The 18662-nt window shown below is 42.6% G+C and carries 18 protein-coding genes; 10 read left to right on the top strand and 8 right to left on the bottom strand.

Going from position 1 to position 18662, the window contains the following annotated elements:
* Positions 1-384: 384 nt before the first annotated feature.
* Positions 385-1851, top strand: coding sequence for an HDOD domain-containing protein (locus ACHUGF_RS01550; RefSeq protein WP_394129010.1), 1467 nt, complete (start codon positions 385-387; stop codon positions 1849-1851).
* Positions 1852-1948: 97 nt separating this feature from the next.
* On the opposite strand, the gene ACHUGF_RS01545 is transcribed toward ACHUGF_RS01550, so the two are convergent.
* The 4 genes from ACHUGF_RS01545 to ACHUGF_RS01530 form a co-directional block, all read right to left on the bottom strand.
* Positions 1949-2599, bottom strand: a complete 651-nt coding sequence (locus ACHUGF_RS01545) for a nuclear transport factor 2 family protein (protein ID WP_394129009.1) — start codon at positions 2597-2599, stop codon at positions 1949-1951.
* Between the two features lie 56 nt (positions 2600-2655).
* A complete protein-coding gene (locus tag ACHUGF_RS01540) occupies positions 2656-3480 on the bottom strand; it encodes a M90 family metallopeptidase (protein WP_394129008.1) in 825 nt (274 codons plus the stop codon).
* 362 nt (positions 3481-3842) lie between these two features.
* Positions 3843-4292, bottom strand: coding sequence for a hypothetical protein (locus tag ACHUGF_RS01535; protein ID WP_394129007.1), 450 nt, complete (start codon positions 4290-4292; stop codon positions 3843-3845).
* Entirely contained in the window at positions 4252-4992 is a 741-nt protein-coding gene (locus ACHUGF_RS01530) for an AAA family ATPase (protein ID WP_394129006.1), read from the bottom strand. The genes ACHUGF_RS01535 and ACHUGF_RS01530 overlap by 41 nt, the downstream gene beginning before the upstream one ends.
* Positions 4993-5324: 332 nt before the next feature.
* Here ACHUGF_RS01530 and ACHUGF_RS01525 point away from each other — a divergent pair, with 332 nt between their 5' ends.
* Positions 5325-5540: a DUF3820 family protein gene (locus ACHUGF_RS01525; protein ID WP_394129005.1), complete on the top strand. Its 216-nt coding sequence runs from the start codon at positions 5325-5327 to the stop codon at positions 5538-5540.
* Positions 5541-5676: 136 nt separating this feature from the next.
* Here ACHUGF_RS01525 and ACHUGF_RS01520 read toward each other — a convergent pair whose 3' ends face one another.
* The 4 genes from ACHUGF_RS01520 to ACHUGF_RS01505 all read right to left on the bottom strand — a co-directional run bounded on the left by ACHUGF_RS01520 (position 5677) and on the right by ACHUGF_RS01505 (position 9581).
* A complete protein-coding gene (locus tag ACHUGF_RS01520; RefSeq protein ID WP_394129004.1) occupies positions 5677-6180 on the bottom strand; it encodes a GNAT family N-acetyltransferase in 504 nt (167 codons plus the stop codon).
* 59 nt (positions 6181-6239) lie between these two features.
* Positions 6240-6542, bottom strand: coding sequence for an NrfJ (locus ACHUGF_RS01515; protein ID WP_394129003.1), 303 nt, complete (start codon positions 6540-6542; stop codon positions 6240-6242).
* A 164-nt stretch (positions 6543-6706) separates the two neighbouring features.
* Complete coding sequence (locus ACHUGF_RS01510) at positions 6707-8437, bottom strand: bifunctional metallophosphatase/5'-nucleotidase (RefSeq protein ID WP_394129002.1); 1731 nt, start codon at positions 8435-8437, stop codon at positions 6707-6709.
* A 55-nt stretch (positions 8438-8492) separates the two neighbouring features.
* Positions 8493-9581, bottom strand: a complete 1089-nt coding sequence (locus ACHUGF_RS01505) for a CNNM domain-containing protein (RefSeq protein ID WP_394129001.1) — start codon at positions 9579-9581, stop codon at positions 8493-8495.
* A 208-nt stretch (positions 9582-9789) separates the two neighbouring features.
* Between ACHUGF_RS01505 and rlmN the strand changes: the two genes are divergently transcribed.
* The 8 genes from rlmN (at position 9790) to der (ending at position 18653) form a co-directional block, all read left to right on the top strand.
* On the top strand, positions 9790-10911 hold the full coding sequence (gene rlmN / locus ACHUGF_RS01500) for a dual-specificity RNA methyltransferase RlmN (RefSeq protein WP_394129000.1): 1122 nt from the start codon (positions 9790-9792) through the stop codon (positions 10909-10911).
* A 31-nt stretch (positions 10912-10942) separates the two neighbouring features.
* Entirely contained in the window at positions 10943-11728 is a 786-nt protein-coding gene (gene pilW / locus ACHUGF_RS01495) for a type IV pilus biogenesis/stability protein PilW (RefSeq protein WP_394128999.1), read from the top strand.
* The gene (locus tag ACHUGF_RS01490) at positions 11728-12786 is read left to right on the top strand and encodes a RodZ domain-containing protein (RefSeq protein WP_394128998.1); all 1059 of its coding nucleotides are present in this window, start codon (positions 11728-11730) and stop codon (positions 12784-12786) included. Before pilW ends, ACHUGF_RS01490 begins: the two co-directional genes overlap by 1 nt.
* Before the next feature lie 33 nt (positions 12787-12819).
* Positions 12820-13935, top strand: a complete 1116-nt coding sequence (gene ispG, locus ACHUGF_RS01485; protein WP_394128997.1) for a flavodoxin-dependent (E)-4-hydroxy-3-methylbut-2-enyl-diphosphate synthase — start codon at positions 12820-12822, stop codon at positions 13933-13935.
* 61 nt (positions 13936-13996) lie between these two features.
* A complete protein-coding gene (hisS, locus tag ACHUGF_RS01480; protein WP_394128996.1) occupies positions 13997-15271 on the top strand; it encodes a histidine--tRNA ligase in 1275 nt (424 codons plus the stop codon).
* A 15-nt stretch (positions 15272-15286) separates the two neighbouring features.
* The gene (locus ACHUGF_RS01475; RefSeq protein WP_394128995.1) at positions 15287-15907 is read left to right on the top strand and encodes a tetratricopeptide repeat protein; all 621 of its coding nucleotides are present in this window, start codon (positions 15287-15289) and stop codon (positions 15905-15907) included.
* Between the two features lie 11 nt (positions 15908-15918).
* On the top strand, positions 15919-17106 hold the full coding sequence (gene bamB, locus ACHUGF_RS01470; RefSeq protein WP_394128994.1) for an outer membrane protein assembly factor BamB: 1188 nt from the start codon (positions 15919-15921) through the stop codon (positions 17104-17106).
* Between the two features lie 80 nt (positions 17107-17186).
* Positions 17187-18653: a ribosome biogenesis GTPase Der gene (gene der, locus ACHUGF_RS01465; protein WP_394128993.1), complete on the top strand. Its 1467-nt coding sequence runs from the start codon at positions 17187-17189 to the stop codon at positions 18651-18653.
* The last annotated feature ends 9 nt before the right edge of the window (positions 18654-18662 follow it).

The following is an 18662-nucleotide window of genomic DNA, read 5'->3' as shown; positions in this document are numbered from 1 at the left end:
CGCTATTTGACAAGTTTATTCAAGTTTGCGGTTAAGCACTCACTGTGACTTGAGTATTACCCATGCGGTTCACCTACAGGCCGCGTGGGATTTTTATCCAATTCATTAAGCTATGTTCGTGTATGTTGCACGGAAGCTGTTGGTTTTATTGGTTTGGATCTTCCTACCCGTAAGGTTTTACAACCATACTGCTTGTGTTTACGGCTCATTGTTGAGCCGTTTTTTTTATTAAATGAGCACTAATCTTAGCAGCCAACTTTTGATACTAAGCAGATTTAATCATTCTCAGTTGAAACCTTTAATTGAAGTTATACACAGCAAAGATCTTTGATATACATTTTGTGTATACTTGAACCAATATAAAAATAAAACAAGGGATACTGATTGAAAGCTGTATCAGGACAAAATAGAGGCACTGAATATTGGACAAAACGGATTAGTAATCAAGAAATCCCAGCCCTTTGCTCAACAGTGAGAGAGTTAGAAAAGCTTGCCGGAGACGATGTTTCTTCACTTGCAAAACTCGGTCGAAGTGTCATGCATGACAATGCATTAACCTCACGTATTTTAAGGGTTGCCAATAGTGCTATTTATAACAAAGGCAATAACCAAATCTCGACGGTAAGCCGAGCTGCGGTAGTACTCGGTTTTGATACTATTCGCAATATTTGCATCACCGCTAAGATGCTAACTAGTTTACTTGAAAGTAAAAATTTGTCTCCTGAGGTGTATCAGCGTCTTTTAAAGTTGATGGCTCAGTCATTTCAATCCGCTATGATTGCGCGGATGATGCTGGGTGAACATGAAGAATCTTCTAGAGAAGAGGCCTTTATTGCTTCACTACTATATCGTATCGGTGAGGTCGCTTTTTGGAGCTTGGGTGATGAGCAAACCGTTCATATTGATAAGCTACTTACAGATTCAAATGACGAAAATACCAAAGCGTTGATCATGCATGAAATGGGCACGAGTTTTCATCAGCTCTCCCAAGGTGTTGCCAGAAATTGGGGCTTAGGCGATTTACTGGTGAAATCATTAACCGATCCATTATCGCGCACCACTGAAATTCGCTGCATATATGTGTCAGATCAATTGGCTGAGATAATCTCAGCTAAAAAACTCGATAAAACTAAATTACAAAAAACACTTGCGCAAGCAGCATCCTTAGTAGGTGTTGATCAGCAACAATTTATTCAGCGTTTCATTCAGTGCAATCAACAAACACATAAACTTGCTGAGGCCTATGGTGCCAAAGACATAGTTGAGTTTATTGCTAATGGGCAAGATGTGATTGATAAGATTGCTGATGATGAGTCTAATGAGGTGATCAGCTTTGAGCCTAATTTGAGTTTTCAAATGGCGCAGATCAGACATTTAACTCACGCGATTATTAATAAAACTGACTTCAATAAAGTAATGCAGATCGCTTTAGATGGCATATTAAAAGGCATCGGGGTGGATCGCTGTGGTGTGTGGCTAATCTCTCGTGATAGAAAGTTTCTAGAGCCTCGCGTGTTGATGGGCTATGGCGAGACCGAATTTAAGCATCATTTTCATGTTTCATTAAAACAGCAAGCTGGCATTTTTTCCGAGTGTATTGAGCAGAAACAAAACCTACTGGTATCTGAGAAGAAGTTACCGTTTATAGCCTCTGAATTGGAATTAAAATTACAGGAGTTATTGCCGTCTCAAGGTTTTATGATTGCGCCTCTTATGGTTGAGTCTAAAGTGTTGGGGTTATTTTACGCAGACAGACATACCGCAGAAAGTGGCTTTAATGAGAGTGACTTTGAGAGCTTCTGTCATTTGATTCAGTTGGCTAACTTGAGCTTCACCACATCAATGAAGTAACGGGGGAACTACCTACTTTTCAATAAGAAGTGTCAGTTCTCATCTGAGTTAATACACATAGAGAATAAGCCAGCTTTAAAAGCTGGCTTATTTGATCTTATCTCATTTGCTTGATGAGCGTGGTAATGCGTTTTGCTTGCTCATTGGGTATTGGGAAACTCAAATGGTACTGTAATACTTTCCAGCCGGCTTCTGTTTTTACCAATGCACCAGTTCCGCGACTCACGCCATAAGATGCACTGTAAAGTTGCTCATCAAATACAATTGTGCCGTCGACTTTAATCAACTCCCTTGATTGTAAGTCATAACTCCAGCCACTGGTTTTTTCAGCATATTGCTGAAATTGAATCATGCTCCAGCGTTCAGAAGCATCTGTACCAATAAATACTGCCTTTGGGTGGTACAAATCAAAATAAGTCTGCCAGTTTGCAGTCGCTGCGGCTTCATGGAGTTGGTTCAACAAGCTATTAATTTGCTGATTTTCTTGAGCGTCCAAACCATTGGAAGAGATGACTCGCTCGGCTTCCCCAAGTGGTTTCACGACTTGTTGGCTTTGTTGACTGACATGTTCACTTTGAGTTTCTAATGTGGTGTCGATGCTTTTACTGGCATTTACCGTGGTCAATGCTTGAGTTTCACCGGTGTTTGTCGTCTCATGTGATTTATGCTCATGCGCTAAAATGTCAAATGCTGACACAGTCGTCACCAGCATAGCGATGAAGCCCAGTTTATTGACGATGGTTGTCATAGAATTCCTCTTATAAGTCGTTAGCCATTCAGCTTTAATGAAAACTGTAACCCGTGCTATTGCCAATGAATAGGGTTAAGTTGATAAAAGCGGCTTAATTCTTGAAAAAGTTTTGGGTGTTCTTGGTGAAACTGCTGAGGCTTTTCAAAAAAGGTTTCTGTTATCACTGCAAAAAACTCAGCCGGATTAGTTGCGCCATAGTAATTGAAAAGTGAAGGTATATGGTTTTGGGCACAATATTGTAGCTGGTTGAACTCAGAACGTAATGTCTCAGACCAGGTTGGATAGTCAGTAAGCTTTTGCAAAAAAGGCGCACCGTTGGCATCACCTGTCTCTTGGTCTAACTGATGTGCAAACTCATGTATCACAACGTTATGACCATCATCTGGTTGAGCAGCTCCGGCTAGTGTATTGTGCCAAGACAAAATGACCTTACCATTCCCCCAAGATTCACCTAAATGCACATTCTGTTGCAGTGACTGCACACCCGCTGCATCAGTGACTTGCTGTTGGGTAATAAAGGCATGGGGGTAAACAAGAATATGTTTTAACTTAGGGTAAAAATCGGTTTTACGGTTGAGTAAAAGCAAACAGGCTTGCGCAGCAATAGTGACTTTGATTTCGTCAGTTATGGTTAAGCCTTGGCAGCCAACGAAATCTTTTTCATCAATAAAGATTTGAATGTGCTTTTTGAGCTGCAACTGCAAATCTGTCGGCATAGATTTAAAATATGGAAATCGCTGCTTAAGGATTTTTCGCCATGGCTGTGGAAACGGTTTACTCATCACTTTTTGGCGACGCAATCGTTGCCGCAGTGGAATAGTTGCAATCCATGCAATGGCAGCGGTTGCTGAAATAAATAATACGATGAGCGCTATCATCCCTGTTCCCTCGATAAATGATTGCTAGGGTGTAATTAATAGATTGGGGGGAAAGCCAATAATTCAACCCTTCGATTAACTATTCCTCGATGAAGGTTTGTTTGATGTGTGATAAAGCCTATAGCAACTGAGTTGCGTATTGACTCTTGGGCTTGAGTGATTTTCAGCACAAATAAAAGCGCTAACTAGGGGAGATAACCCTAGTTAGCGAAAGTTGGGAGTTTAGGATAAAAATACTATTAATAACAATCTTCATCAGCTTTGCTATTGGCAAGGCTGTCTTACTTTACGTTTAATCGTAACAATTTAGCTGTTGGCTAATAACCTCATTAGCACCTTGATACCTCCTTGTATTGTAAGTGTTAGTCGATGTCTAACTCAGCATTGATATTGCTTCTTTGTGACGGTGTAAGTGCAAAATGCTGATTTATTAATTGTCTAATCAATTTTGATTTAGCCGTTTTACTGCTTTGACTTAACGTTTGCAACTGACTTATTGCCATTTCGCTCAGTGTGAATGTCGCTCTTCTAAAGGGCTTCTTTTGTATTTGTTGTGAGGTCAATGAGCTATGGGTATTCAACAGCTTTGAAATCGCTTGTTGGTTCTCACATTTGCTCTCAACCAAAGACATGCATGCTTTATGTTTAGGGTGCGCATGTATTGGCGTGATTTTGTCATTGTTATTGCTAATTGGCGTAGCCTTGCCCGCGGCATACAAGTTAGCTGCCTCAATAAACTCATGTACTGACATTTCTCGTTGAAAGTTATGATTACATGACGAAACGTTTTTCTTGAGATCGGCTAGACCCATATTCCACTCCTGTGCGTAATAATTGTGTTTTTGTGGCACCTATGAGTTGTTTGGCATGCTCAACGCCGAGTAGTTCACAGGCTATTTGACGCATTTCGTTAGCAGCTTTGCCATTGGGTTCTATTTCGAAAACTGAACGCCCTGACTCTTCGCTATCATCATAGATATTGCGGCTGTAGTTAACGGCATCAAGCACATTGATGTCGTATGTACGGCATACATCTTTTGCTTCTAGAATACGGTTTGCTTGATTCGGTAAGCTTGGGCATTGAGTAATTACAAAGCTTGCCTGCATATTGGGATTAATCATCATGCAAGTGGCGATGATGTCATCCATATGGCTGACTGTTTTTAAGTCGCGACGTTTTGGGCGCAACGGGATCAAGGCAAAGCTGGCAACTGAGAGACTGGCACGAAGCGCGAGGTTATCTTGGCCACCACAGTCAACAATGACATAATCATAATGCTGCTCAAGACTGAGTAAATCGTTGCGGATTTTGCCATACAGTTGCACACAATTGATTGCAGGTAACTCTGGGTTGTTGTTACGAGCTTGGATCCAATCTGACGTTGTACGTTGTGGATCACAATCAACCATGATGACAGAGGCTTTGGCTTCTGCTGTGAGGAAAACGGCGATATTTTGCGCTAAGCAACTTTTACCGCTACCTCCTTTTTCTCCACCGACTAACAGAATCATGTTGTTACCTTTTAGTTAACTATTTTGATTAACTGTAAAATCAACTTGTGAGTTCGTCAATTGCTTGAATTTTGACACTTTTTCTTAAATGGCACTGTGATTGTTTATTGACTTTACTATTAAGAAAGACGGAAAATTGACCATTCGAATACATGGCCGTTTGTGGTTGAAATTGCTATGTTGAATAGAGACTTAGGTAGATATTGCCTCCCCAATTGTCAGCCTGATAATCTACAATGGATAATGCAGTGATTTCATATATAACGTAAACTCTCTAAATACCCATCTTATATAGCAAACTAATATAAATCGTTTGCATGCAAGGAGTGACAGTGCACGACAAATTATTGCTTGAAGCGATTAACCAGCGAATGCCCTTTGGCAAGTATGCAGGTAGAAAGCTGCTCACACTTCCTGAGCCCTATTTAGTGTGGTTTCACAGCAAAGGCTTCCCTGAAGGTAAAATAGGTCAGCAGCTTGCATTGATTTATGAAGTTAAATTGAATGGTTTGGAATCAATGTTAATGCCGCTGCTTAAGGATGATTAGGTTAGGGCAAAGCTTCATCCCCCCTCATTCTATTGTTAAAAGAAGATCTGGCTTTGAGCATATTTTCAACGCCAATTGACAATCCAAAATTATCAGCACTCAAGCGCAAGTTTTACAAGATGGATAAATCCAATATCTACTGTGCTTTCTCATCCTCTGGCATTTGATATGTCATATAAAACCCATTCAAGCTTTGACTACGTTTTCGTTGAATACTCTTCATCGTTACGACAAAGCCGCATTGTGAAAAAACGCCCTTTGATAGGTGAGATGCATCAACAGTGATTGCATTTAAGGGCTGTGTTTTAGCCCATGCTTGTAGATGCTTTACTAGCAAGGTTGCTAGCTGCTTACGTTGGTGCGATGGGTCAATATATAAATGTGCCACATGGCACTGTTGCCGGCTTGGTTTGTCGCAGCTGATAAAACCACAGACTTGTTGGTCGCAATCAACTATTACCCAGCTTGGGCCATTAACGCATTGCCTGCGCCAGTACTCGGTAGAACGAGGCTGCTTACTCCAAGCATCAAGTTTGGCTTGTGGGTACCTTACATGATGAATGTGTTGCACGGCTTGATGCATGACCTGAGCGATGGCAGTAGCATGAGCACGTTGAAAACTAATGATCGAATAGACCATAAAAAAATCGGCTAATCAAATGATTAGCCGATTATTACTGCTTTTAATGTAAAAGCGAATTATTTTTTGGTGATGTGACCGGCAAACATGAGTTTTTCGAAAGTCTTATTTAAGCTTGAACTCTTAAAGTTCGACATCCACATTTGCTCAGAGACCTGAACGATATCGCCTTTTGCTACCTCAGTTTGTGGACCAGCAGCCCAAAATGTATCTTTTTCATTTTTAATTTGAACGTAAGTGTAGCCACCGCCATTCATTGTTTCTAATACTTCACCTTGATGGATCACACCTTGCGCCCAAGCTGAAGTGACGCCTAATGCGAGCGTGGCTGCTGCAATCAATTTAATAAATTTTGCTTTCATGGAATGATCTCTTTAATTGTGTCTTTGTTGTATGTTCTAGACCAAGTGCTCAATTGATATTCAACTTTACTACTTAAGCACTTAATAAATCATTTAATCACGCTGATAGAAATGGGTCTGTGATCTAAGCCGAGTTTGTTACAGATTGTGACCATTAAAAACCATTATTGGTGATGGCTGATGTAATTGACATTAGGAAGTAGTTTGTCACCAATGAGATGACTGTGCTCGCTGACAAAGTCAACAAAGGCTTCTGGCAGTGTTTTGGTGTCGATGCCTTGCTGCCACTGGGCGAAGAGCAGTGCATCATAACCTTCCTTACCCGCTGCTGTATAGGCAGTTGATACGCCAATATAGTTGGTTTCAAGCCCCATATCTTGCCATTGCTTTTGCCTTAGCACTTGTACCTGAGTAACACGCTGTCCCATTGGGCGGGTGCCATCGTAAAAATACCTTAGCCCATACGGGTAAGGGAAACTACCCGCTCCCGTGCCTGTAACACCATTGTTGGTTGCAGCATTAATGGCCGACTCAATGGCTTGGATTATGTATTTACCTTGAATTTGATACAAGGTCAGAGGTAATTCAAATGGTAAAATCCGGCCAACAACATCGGCCATTGAAAGTTGGCCTTTAATTAATGACTGTCTAACACCACCGGCATTGTGCAGTGCAAAGTCTAAATTCGGCTCAATTTGTTTCGCTGATTTGTACATACTACGACTGACCCATGGCGCAATCTCACTGCCATGGGGGAAGTGTTTGCTGGGCAATCGAGTATGAATGAAGTCTTTAGGTATATGCGCCAAGATGTTGTTTTCTAACACCTGTAGTGCAGGGCGGTAATCTGCGGCAATGACATCATCAACCTCTGAGTTAGATTCTGCGCCTAGTACATACTTGTGGGTCAACACGTGTTTTTTGACTTCATCTAAGGTTGCTTGTGTCGTTTTTTGCTCAGATTGGATATCTAAATCATCTGATAACATAAAATAGTTGCAGCCGTTTAATTCGGTGACTTTGCCTTGTTCGTCAAAGGTGATATCTGCTAAACCTATGGTTTCTGCATACTTGCCCGCATGCAATATTGGCACATCATTGACTCGTTCCCCATACGGCATGTTACTCATACCTAATTGGCTAAAGTCGCCTTGTAAGGTATGTGAGTGACCACCCACTATGAGGCTAATGCCAGACACTTTCTCGGCAAGCTCTTTATCTTGTTCAAGCCCCAAGTGACTTAATACAAGAATGTGTTTGATACCTTGCTGATGCAAATTGGCAATGGTGTGCTCCAAAGTGTCAATGGCGTTGGCAAAGTGCGTGTCGGCATCGGGCCGTGCAATCAGGCGCATTTGATCTAAGGTAATTCCGACAATAGCAAGCTTTTGGTCATGAAAAGGTTTGATTAATACCTTTGCTCTGTCTGCCGTATCGTCATAGTCGTATAGCATTGGATGACCATACAACCGCCCAGGTTTAAACCGGTCTTCTTGGCTTAGGTCCATATTGCCAGCCAACATTGGGAAATCGATTCTATTGAGAAATGCCTGCACTGGGCTGTTACCTGCATCAATCTCATGATTACCCAGTACCATGGCATCTGGTTTTAATAAGTTGAGTAAATGTGCATTTGCTGCACCCTGAAACTCTCTAAAATACAAGGTGCCTTGAAAGCTATCCCCACCATGTAAAAATACAAATGCTTGTTGATTATCGTTGGCTTGCTGCCTTGCTTGTTCAACTTGGTAGCCGATTCGAGCATATCCGCCACTATTAGCTAACACCTGAAATTGCTGGTTGCTATGCTGAAGGCTAAACCTAACTTGGGTCGGGTCAAAATGAGAGTGGGTGTCATTAATGTGGGCAAGCTTGAGGGAGTAGGTTTGGGTCATATAGCCGCTTAATGGTGAAAGTATGCTCGTAAGTTATCTTACGAGCACACATTGTTTAATTTGACGATGGCACATCATGAGGGCGGGCAAATTCGCCATCATCTGCTGACAATACGATACCTTTATTCTTCATGCGGCGCTGCCACATCTCTCTTGCAAGTTGCTGCATGTCGATTGCGGGATCATTACTGTCAACAATTTCGAGACCTAATAGGGATTCAACAATATCTTCAATGGTGATCACACCCTCATTAGAACCGTACTCGTCGACAATCATTGCCATTTTAGCTTTACGCTTGGTCATCAATTGGAATAGAGGCAGTACTTTTGCTGTTTCAGGGATCACCAATAAATTCTTTTTGTGAATCGCAATACTTTCGTGTGGTGTACGTGACGCATTGGCCAATACATCTGTGCGATTGATATAGCCAATGATGTTGTCTCTGTCACCGTCATAAACGGGTAAACGAGTAAAAGGTACACCAATGTGCTTGGCTAAAAACTCTTGATGAGAGGTTTGACTGTCCAGCTTATAAATGACTGTTCTTGGCGTCATAATTGCTTTTACTGGCATATCTTTGACTGACAGCATTTGAGTCAGAATACCAGACTCTTGTTCGTCTAATTCTCCAGACTCTTTACCAATTTTTGCCATTGCACTCATCTCTTGGCGAATGTATTGGCCTTCATCACCTTTGCCCATCAGCTTAGTGACTTTTTGTGACATCCAGATTAAAGGCATAGTGAGCTTTTCAAGCCAAACCAGAATAAGTGACACAGCAGGTGCCAAACGACGCCAGTAATTAGCACCGAGTGTTTTTGGGATAATTTCAGAGAAAAATAAGATTAAGAATGTCAGTACGCCAGAAAACACGCCTAACATTTCACTACCAAATACCTTTGCCGCTTGGGCGCCTGCAACCGCAGCACCAACGGTGTGAGCGACCGTGTTGAGTGTCAAAATAGACACCAGAGGTGATTCAACGTTGGCTTTTTGTTTGTCTAAACGGGCGGCAGCTTTTTGGTCTGTGCTGGCCAGTGAGGCGATATAGCTTGGTGTCACTGACAGTAAAACAGCTTCAAAAACACTGCAAAGGAAAGAAATAGCAATAGCAAAAAATACTATAATGATAAGGGTTATCATACGGGGTTTATCAGTCTCATGTGTCACGCAAATATTAGCGCTCACAAATTTTAGCATAAACTTTTATAAAACCTATTGAATTTATAATTAATCAGCTGCATTTTGTGTACAGCGTAATCAGCCATGGCGGTAATACTGGCTAATAATTGTTAGGATCTGTATAATTCGCCGCCCTGTAGCAGGTTTGTGGTTTTTGAGGTTAGGTTAAATGAGCGAGAACAAAATCAATTTATTAGATTTAGATCGTAAAGGCTTACGCGCTTTATTCACTGAAATGGGCGAGAAGCCATTTCGTGCTGATCAGCTAATGAAATGGATTTATCATTTTGGTATTAGTGACTTTGAAGAAATGACTAATATCAATAAGAAATTAAGAGCTAAACTCGCCGCCAAATGTGAAATTGTGGCGCCTGAAATTTCTAACTTTCAAAAATCTGCCGATGGCACCATTAAGTTTGCGATTAACGTAGGTCAAGGTCAGGAAGTTGAGACGGTTTATATTCCTGAAGAAGATCGCGCAACCTTATGCGTTTCTTCACAAGTGGGTTGCGCACTTGAATGTACCTTCTGCTCAACTGCTCAGCAAGGCTTCAACCGAAACTTAACCGTTGGTGAAATCGTTGGTCAAATCTGGCGTGTATCGCAGTTTTTAGGTTTCCAAAGAGACACGGGTGAGCGTCCAATCAGTAATGTTGTGATGATGGGAATGGGCGAGCCTTTGTTGAATCTTGCCAATGTTATTCCTGCCATTGATATCATGCTGGACGATTTTGGCTTTAGTTTGTCTAAGCGTCGTGTAACCTTATCAACCTCTGGTGTTGTACCTGCGTTAGATAAGTTTGGTGACGCACTTGATGTTGCGCTAGCTGTCAGTATTCATGCACCTAACGATGAGCTGCGCGATGTATTAGTACCGGTCAATAAAAAGTACCCACTTGAAGAGTTTTTGGCCTCTATTCGCCGTTATCTAGCCAAATCTAATGCGAATCGTGGCAGGGTGACCGTAGAGTACGTGATGCTCGATCATATTAATGACAGCACAGACCAAGCCCATGAGTTAGCTAAGGTGATGAAAGAGACACCTTGTAAGATTAACTTAATTCCATTTAACCCTTATCCGGGTTCACCCTATGGGCGCTCATCAAACTCTCGTATCGATCGTTTTTCTAAAGTGTTGATGGAGTACGGTTTAACCGTTATTGTGCGTAAAACACGAGGTGATGATATTGATGCTGCTTGCGGACAGTTAGCGGGTGATATTCGTGACCGCACTAAACGTTTAGCAAAAAAACAAATGCAACAGCAACAGATTTCGGTCACAATGGACTAACTCTTTGTTTGTGCAAATAATAGGACTGTTAATGAAGCATAAGTTGCCGCAATTATTGGCTTTGTCATTTTTGTCTTTTTCGATTACAGGGTGTGTGACTGAACGCACCTACAGTGGTACGGATGTGCCAGTAGCAGAACGTGCTATCGATATGAATGCTGCAGCAAGAGAGAGAATGCAATTAGGGTTAACTTACCTTAAGCGTGGCAACAGCGAACAAGCAAAATACAATTTAGACAAAGCCGTTGACTATGCGCCGCAACTAAGTGAAGTGTATGTTGCTTTAGCTTATTATTATCAAACGGTAGGAGATCTAGCTCGCACTGAACAGGCCTATGATAAGGCCATTTCACGCAGTGATGCCACTGGCGATGCTAAGAATAATTTTGGTGTATTTTTGTGTCAGCAACAAAAATATGACCGTTCTGAAGAAATGTTTTTAGCGGCGATTAACACCTCGCGCTATACACGTACCGCGTCAAGTTATGAAAACTTAGGGGTGTGTACCCGTAAATCCGGTGACTTAGTAAAAGCACAGCACTATTTCACCATGGCGTTAAAGTATGACGCCAGAAGAATCACCAGTTTATTAGAACTTACCGAGTTGGCCATGGATGCGGCTGATTATGCCTCTGCGCGTCAATATTTTACCCGCCTTTATAGTGTTGTGGGAGATAGTGCAGAAACGTTAGCTTTAGGGATCCAAATAGAGCGAGAATTGGGCAATGTTGAAGCCATGAAACGCTATGGCGTTTTGCTAATTGCCAAGTTCCCTACTTCGCCACAAGCGAAAGAATATAGAGCCAATATGCACTAATGAATAATGATAACCAACCAGACATTGATGCTGAAATCGAGCAAACAGAAGTCTTAGATGATGTGGCGACCACTGGCGCTATATTAAAAGCTGCGCGTGAACACAAGGGTATGAGTATTGAGGCTGCAGCTTTATCATTGCATCTTCGCCCTAAAGTGCTGGTAGATATTGAAGCTGATAATTTTGATGACATTGCATCAACCACTTATGTTCGCGGTTATATTCGCAATTATGCCAAGCTGATTGACGCAGACATAGAAGCGATTAACTCCTGTTTAGAACATCAATTACCAGATATTACCGCCCCTTCAATGCAAAGCTTCTCACGCAAGACGTCGCGTCAAGCAAGAGACAGCCGTCTGAAATTGGTAACCTATCTCATTGCAATAGCGCTGGTTGCCATGCTGATATTGTGGTGGGTACAAAAAACTGAGCAGTTAACCAATATTGACCTGTCTAAACCTACCGTAGAAGAAATCGCAGCCAAAAAAAGCATTGATATGGCAGTTACAGCAGGTAATCAATCAGAAATCGAATTGACTGAATCACAGGCAAAACAAATTGCTGCTGAGATGAATGAGCAAGCGATTGAAAATGTTGAAGCAGAAGCTGTGTCACCTGAGGTCGCACAACTGCCTGCACAGGTCACATCACAGCAGTCACAATTGACTCAAAGCGGTTCATTAACCCATGATGTATCACAAAATACGGCGAATGAAGTGACTTCAGCTCCACAAGTTGAAGATAATAGCGTCATAGCTAATGCCGCTACGCCGACCGTGACTACTGTGAACCATGAGTCATTTACCCAAGCGCAAATATCGATGGAACTATCAGGTGATTGCTGGGTAAACGTGACAGATGCTACTGGCCGCGTAATTATTGATGGAGTGAAGTCTCCTGGGCGAGTGATTAGCGCAACAGGCGCAGCTCCACTACAAGTTGTTTTAGGCGCACCGCAGGTGGTGAGCTTACAAATCGATGGTTCGCCAATCGATTTATCTTCATTCAGCAGTGGTCGAGTGGCGAGGTTAACCTTGCCAAACGCAAGCATTTAATGCTGACAATAAACTGATTTAGAGCCTATTTGCATGTATAACGAAACTCCAATTATCCGTAGACCTTCGACACGAATCTATGTAGGTAATGTGCCGATTGGTGACGGTGCACCAATTGCGGTGCAGTCAATGACTAATACACGCACCACTGATGTTGAAGCCACGGTTGCGCAAATTCGCGCCCTTGAAAATGTCGGTGCAGATTTAGTGCGAGTGTCTGTTCCCACCATGGATGCGGCTGAAGCGTTTAAACAAATTAAACAAGCCGTTGATATTCCTTTAATTGCCGATATTCACTTTGATTATCGCATCGCACTTAAAGTAGCAGAATATGGTGTTGATTGTTTGCGCATTAACCCTGGCAATATTGGTAATGAAGAGCGCATTCGTAATGTAGTTGATTGTGCTCGCGATAAAAATATCCCTATCCGCATCGGTGTAAATGGTGGTTCATTAGAAAAAGATCTAATGGATAAATATAAAGAACCAACGCCAGAGGCATTGCTAGAGTCTGCCATGCGTCACGTGGACATACTTGATCGCCTTAACTTTGACCAATTTAAAGTAAGCGTAAAAGCGTCGGATGTATTTTTAGCGGTAGAATCGTATCGCTTACTGGCGAAACAAATTCAACAACCTTTGCATCTTGGTATAACAGAAGCAGGCGGTTTGCGCTCTGGCTCAGTTAAATCTGCTGTGGGTTTAGGTATGCTTCTGGCTGAAGGTATTGGTGATACGTTACGTGTATCACTTGCTGCCGACCCTGTTGAAGAAATCAAAGTGGGCTTTGATATTCTTAAGTCACTACGCATTCGCAGCCGTGGAATTAACTTTATTGCTTGCCCATCATGCTCACGCCAAGAGTTTGATGTGATTAATACCGTCAATGAGTTAGAAAGACGTTTGGAAGATGTCACCACACCGATGGACGTGTCCATTATTGGTTGTGTAGTTAACGGTCCTGGTGAGGCATTAGTGTCTGATATCGGTTTAACTGGTGGTCATCGTAAAAGTGGTTATTACGATGATGGTGTTCGCCAGAAAGAGCGTTTTGATAATGACAATATCGTCGATTCATTAGAAGCGAAAATCCGTGCCAAAGTCAGCATGGTGGCAAACCGCATCGATGTAGAAGATAAAAGCGAATAACACAGTTGTATTGACAAAGAATCAGTGCAATGTACAAATTGATAGAGAAAACGAGTAAATAGTGGCTAAACAAATTCAAGCAATTCGCGGTATGAACGATGCTCTGCCGACCCAAACTCCCGCTTGGCAAAAATTGGAAGCGGTGATCCGCTCTTCAGTCAGTGCCTATGGTTACAGTGAAATCCGTACACCCATTGTGGAAAGTACCGATTTATTCAAGCGCTCAATCGGCGAAGTAACCGATATTGTTGAAAAAGAAATGTACACCTTTGATGACCGCAATGGCGATAGCCTGACTCTGCGTCCTGAAGGGACGGCTTCAACGGTGCGTGCGGGTAATGAACATGGTTTGCTATATAACCAAGAACAGCGTCTGTGGTATATGGGACCTATGTTCCGCCATGAACGCCCACAGAAAGGTCGTTACCGTCAGTTCCATCAATTCGGTGTTGAAGTCTATGGTATCGCCACGGCAGATATTGATGCGGAAGTATTAATGTTGTCAGCGCGCCTATGGGAGCAGCTGGGAATTTCAGAGCATGTTACCTTGGAATTAAACACCTTGGGTGATCCAAAAGAGCGTGCTGCATATCGTGAAGCACTTATTGCCTTTTTAGAGCAACATAAAGATGTGCTTGATGAAGACAGTCAACGCAGAATGTACTCAAACCCACTGCGCGTATTGGATTCAAAAGACCGTAATGTGCAAGCTATTTTAAAAGATGCACCAGCCTTAATGGACTATTTGGGTGAAGAGTCAAAAACACATTTTTCAACTTTATGTGAACTCTTAGATGCTGTCGGTATCCAATACACCATTAACCCTCGATTGGTACGTGGATTAGATTATTACAATCGAACCGTATTTGAATGGGTGACAACGAGTTTAGGCTCGCAAGGCACTGTGCTTGCTGGTGGCCGCTATGACGGACTTGTTGGTCAGTTAGGTGGCAAAGACACGCCTGCCGTTGGTTTCGCAATGGGGCTTGAGCGTATTATATTGTTACTTGATACGCTTGGATTAAATGATAATCTGCCATCAGAAGTTGACGTATATGTAACGGCAATGGGTGAGCAATGTATACCTGAAGCAATAAAAATTGCTCAAGAGTTGCGTAATGCGCTGCCAACGCTTAAAGTCATGTCCCATTGTGGTGGTGGAAACTTTAAAAAACAAATGAAGCGTGCTGATAGAAGCGGCGCTCAGTTTGCCCTCATCATTGGCGAAAATGAACTGAACAATAACCAGGTGGCTGTTAAGCCACTCCGTGAAAATAATGAACAACAATTGGTTGCCCGTGAACAATTAGCAACCACAATTGCAGAACTGATTTAGAAAGGGGAAGTCCGCGTGGAAATTTATAGCACAGAAGAACAACAAGTAGATGCTATTAAGCAGTTCTGGAAAGACTATGGAACATCGATCATTGTCGGTGCTGTTGTCGGTCTAGGTGGCCTTTATGGTTGGAACACTTATTCAGACATGAAAATTGAAGCTGCTGAAAATGCTTCAGATGCGTTTCAAAATCTAACGACTCAAGCTAACGAGCCGCAAGCGATGCTAAGTGCTGCTGAAAGCTTTGGTGTTGATCATAAGCAAGCTGGCTACCAAGCAATGCTAGATTTAATGGTTGCTAAAGCTGCCATTGATGCTGGTGATTTTACTAAAGCTGAAACGGCGTTAAAAACCGTGATTGCTAATAAGCCGGGAGCTGGATTAGCTAGCATTGCCACGATGCGTTTAGCACGCATTCAAGCTGAGCAAGACAATATTGGTACTGCACTTTCAACGCTAGAAACTGTAACCGATGCTGCATTTGTAGCACAACGTGAAGAGTTGAAAGGTGACTTTTTAGTGCGTCAAGGTGAACTAGATAAAGCGCGAATTGCTTATCAAACCGCAGTCGATAATGGTGGCACTACCACTAGCCCTGCGCTAACAATGAAGTTAGATAACCTGAACAAGGCATAAGGAACTCGCCGATGAAGTCGTGGTATAAAAGTATACTCGCAGTAGGACTTGGCATGTCGCTACTTACTGCTTGTTCTTCTAGTGATGTTGAAGAAGAGCAGATTAGTGAGTTAGTTGAAATTCAAGCAAGCGTATTCCCAGAAATTAGTTGGAGTACCAATGCAGGCAGCGGTGTCGGTGATTACTACTCTCAATTAAGACCTGCTGTACGTTATGGGAAAATCTTTGTTGCTAACCGCTCAGGCGTTGTTGCTGCATACGATCAAGAAACGGGCGCACAAGTTTGGCGTGTTAACCTTGAGCGTCAGCTTAATGAGCAGTTGAACAAGCAAACTAAAGGAATTCGACTTGCTGCAGGTGTCACTGTTGCGCGTAATAAGGTCTTTGTCGGTGGTGAAACGGGTTTACTGGCAGCACTAGATGAAGCAACAGGTACTGTTGTTTGGGCTTCAGAAGCTAATGGCGAATTACTTTCTGCCCCAACCATTGCAGAAGACATGGTTGCTGTCAGTACCAGTACGGGGGCATTTGAAGCTTTCTATGTTGATTCAGGTGAAAAAGCTTGGACACATGAGCGTCAATTACCTTCACTCACGCTTCGTGGCACAGGCTCTGCAGCATTTGAAGCAGGTGGTTTTTTCATTGGCACTGCAGATGGTAAAGTTGCCGTAATTGTGAAAACCAATGGTCAAGTCGCTTGGGAGCAAACAGTATTTAGCCCGCAAGGGGGTAATGAGTTTACCCGTATGGCTGATGTAGATATGAAGCCAATCATTTCAGGTGAAAATCTATATGCTGTTAGCTATAACGGCAACCTTGTTTCTATGGGGTTACGTGATGGCCGTATCGTTTGGAGTAGAAGCTATTCAAGTTTTAATGAACTTGCTGAAGCAGGTTTGAGCTTATTCTTAGTGGACGATGCTAGCCGAATATATGCTGTAGATAAGCGTAACGGATTAGAGTTATGGAGTAACAACTCCATGAAAAACCGCAACTTAACATCGCCGGCTGTTATCGGTCCATATTTGATAGTGGGTGACTTTGAAGGTTATTTACACTTCTTATCTCGTTCAACAGGTGAAGTGGTGGGGCGAGTACAAGTTGATAGCAGCGGTTTATATTCTCAGCCATTAGTCGTTGACGGTAAAGTTTATGTTCAAGGACGCAGTGGTACTGTCGCAACAGTCACGCTTCCTTAAAAAGTAAGTTATAATACGTTTTAGAGCCCCTGGAAGCTTTCCGGGGGTTTTTTATTGAATGTTTTTTTAGAGGCAAAATCATGATCCCTGTAGTGGCCCTGGTAGGGCGACCGAATGTCGGCAAATCGACTTTATTTAATCGTCTGACACGTACTCGTGATGCATTAGTTGCTGATTTCCCAGGCTTAACTCGTGACCGCAAGTATGGTCGTGCGTTTTTGGCTGGTTACGAGTTTATCGTTGTTGATACAGGTGGTATTGATGGCACAGAAGAAGGCATTGAAACCAAAATGGCTGAGCAGTCATTAGCGGCGATTGAAGAGGCCGATGTCGTATTGTTTATGACAGATGCTCGTGCGGGTTTAACTGCTGCAGATCAAGCTATTGCGCAACACCTTCGTAGCCGCGATAAAGTGACCTTTGTGGTTGCTAATAAAGTTGATGGTATAGATGGTGATTCAGCTTGTGCTGAATTCTGGTCGCTTGGTTTAGGTGAAGTATATCAAATGGCAGCTGCGCAAGGGCGTGGTGTGACAAATATGATTGACTATGCCTTAACACCTTTTGCTGAAGCGATGGGGATTACGCGTAAATCAGATGAAGAAGATCAGGCTGATGAGCGTGAATACACCGAAGAAGAAGCAGAAGCGGAGCAAAATCGTCTACAGAGCTTACCAATTAAGCTAGCCATTATCGGCAAACCCAATGTGGGTAAGTCGACACTGACTAACCGTATTTTAGGTGAAGAGCGTGTTGTTGTTTATGATTCGCCAGGTACCACTCGCGACAGTATTTACATCCCTATGGAGCGTGATGGTAGAGAGTACATCTTGATTGACACCGCAGGTGTTCGTCGCCGAGCTAAAGTACATGAGATGGTAGAAAAATACTCAGTGATCAAAACGCTAAAGGCTGTTGAAGATGCCAACGTAGTGTTACTGATTATTGATGCTCGCGAAGGTATTGCAGAGCAAGATCTGGGTCTACTGGGTTTCGCGCTTAATGCTGGTCGTGCATTAGTTATTGCGGTTAACAAGTGGGACGGTATTGACCAAGACGTTAAAGACAGAGTGAAAAATGAATTAGACCGCCGTTTAGGGTTTATCGACTTTGCACGTATTCACTTCATTTCTGCATTGCACGGTACCGGTGTTGGTCATCTATACGAATCAGTTGAAGAAGCTTATGACAGTGCAACTCGTCGCGTGACCACTTCTATGTTGACACGTGTGATGCAAATGGCGCAAGACGATCACCAGCCGCCATTAGTGAATGGTCGCCGAGTGAAACTGAAGTATGCCCATGCAGGTGGCTATAACCCACCAATTGTTGTGGTACATGGTAACCAGGTTAGTAAGTTACCAGACTCATATAAACGCTACATGATGAACTACTTCCGTCGTTCGTTAAATGTTGTTGGTACACCGATTCAGTTACGTTTCCATGAAGGTGCTAACCCGTTTGAAGGCAAGACTGAAAAGCTGACCTTAAGTCAGGAGCGTCGCCGTAAGCGTGCGATTAGCCACATTAAAGATCGCAAAAAGTGATGCCTGATT

It is taken from the genome of Shewanella maritima, from assembly GCF_043643735.1.
Taxonomy (GTDB): Bacteria; Pseudomonadota; Gammaproteobacteria; order Enterobacterales; family Shewanellaceae; genus Shewanella; species Shewanella maritima_A.
The sequence above is the reverse complement of the archived record's forward strand: the minus strand, read 5'-3'. Positions and strand labels throughout refer to the sequence as shown.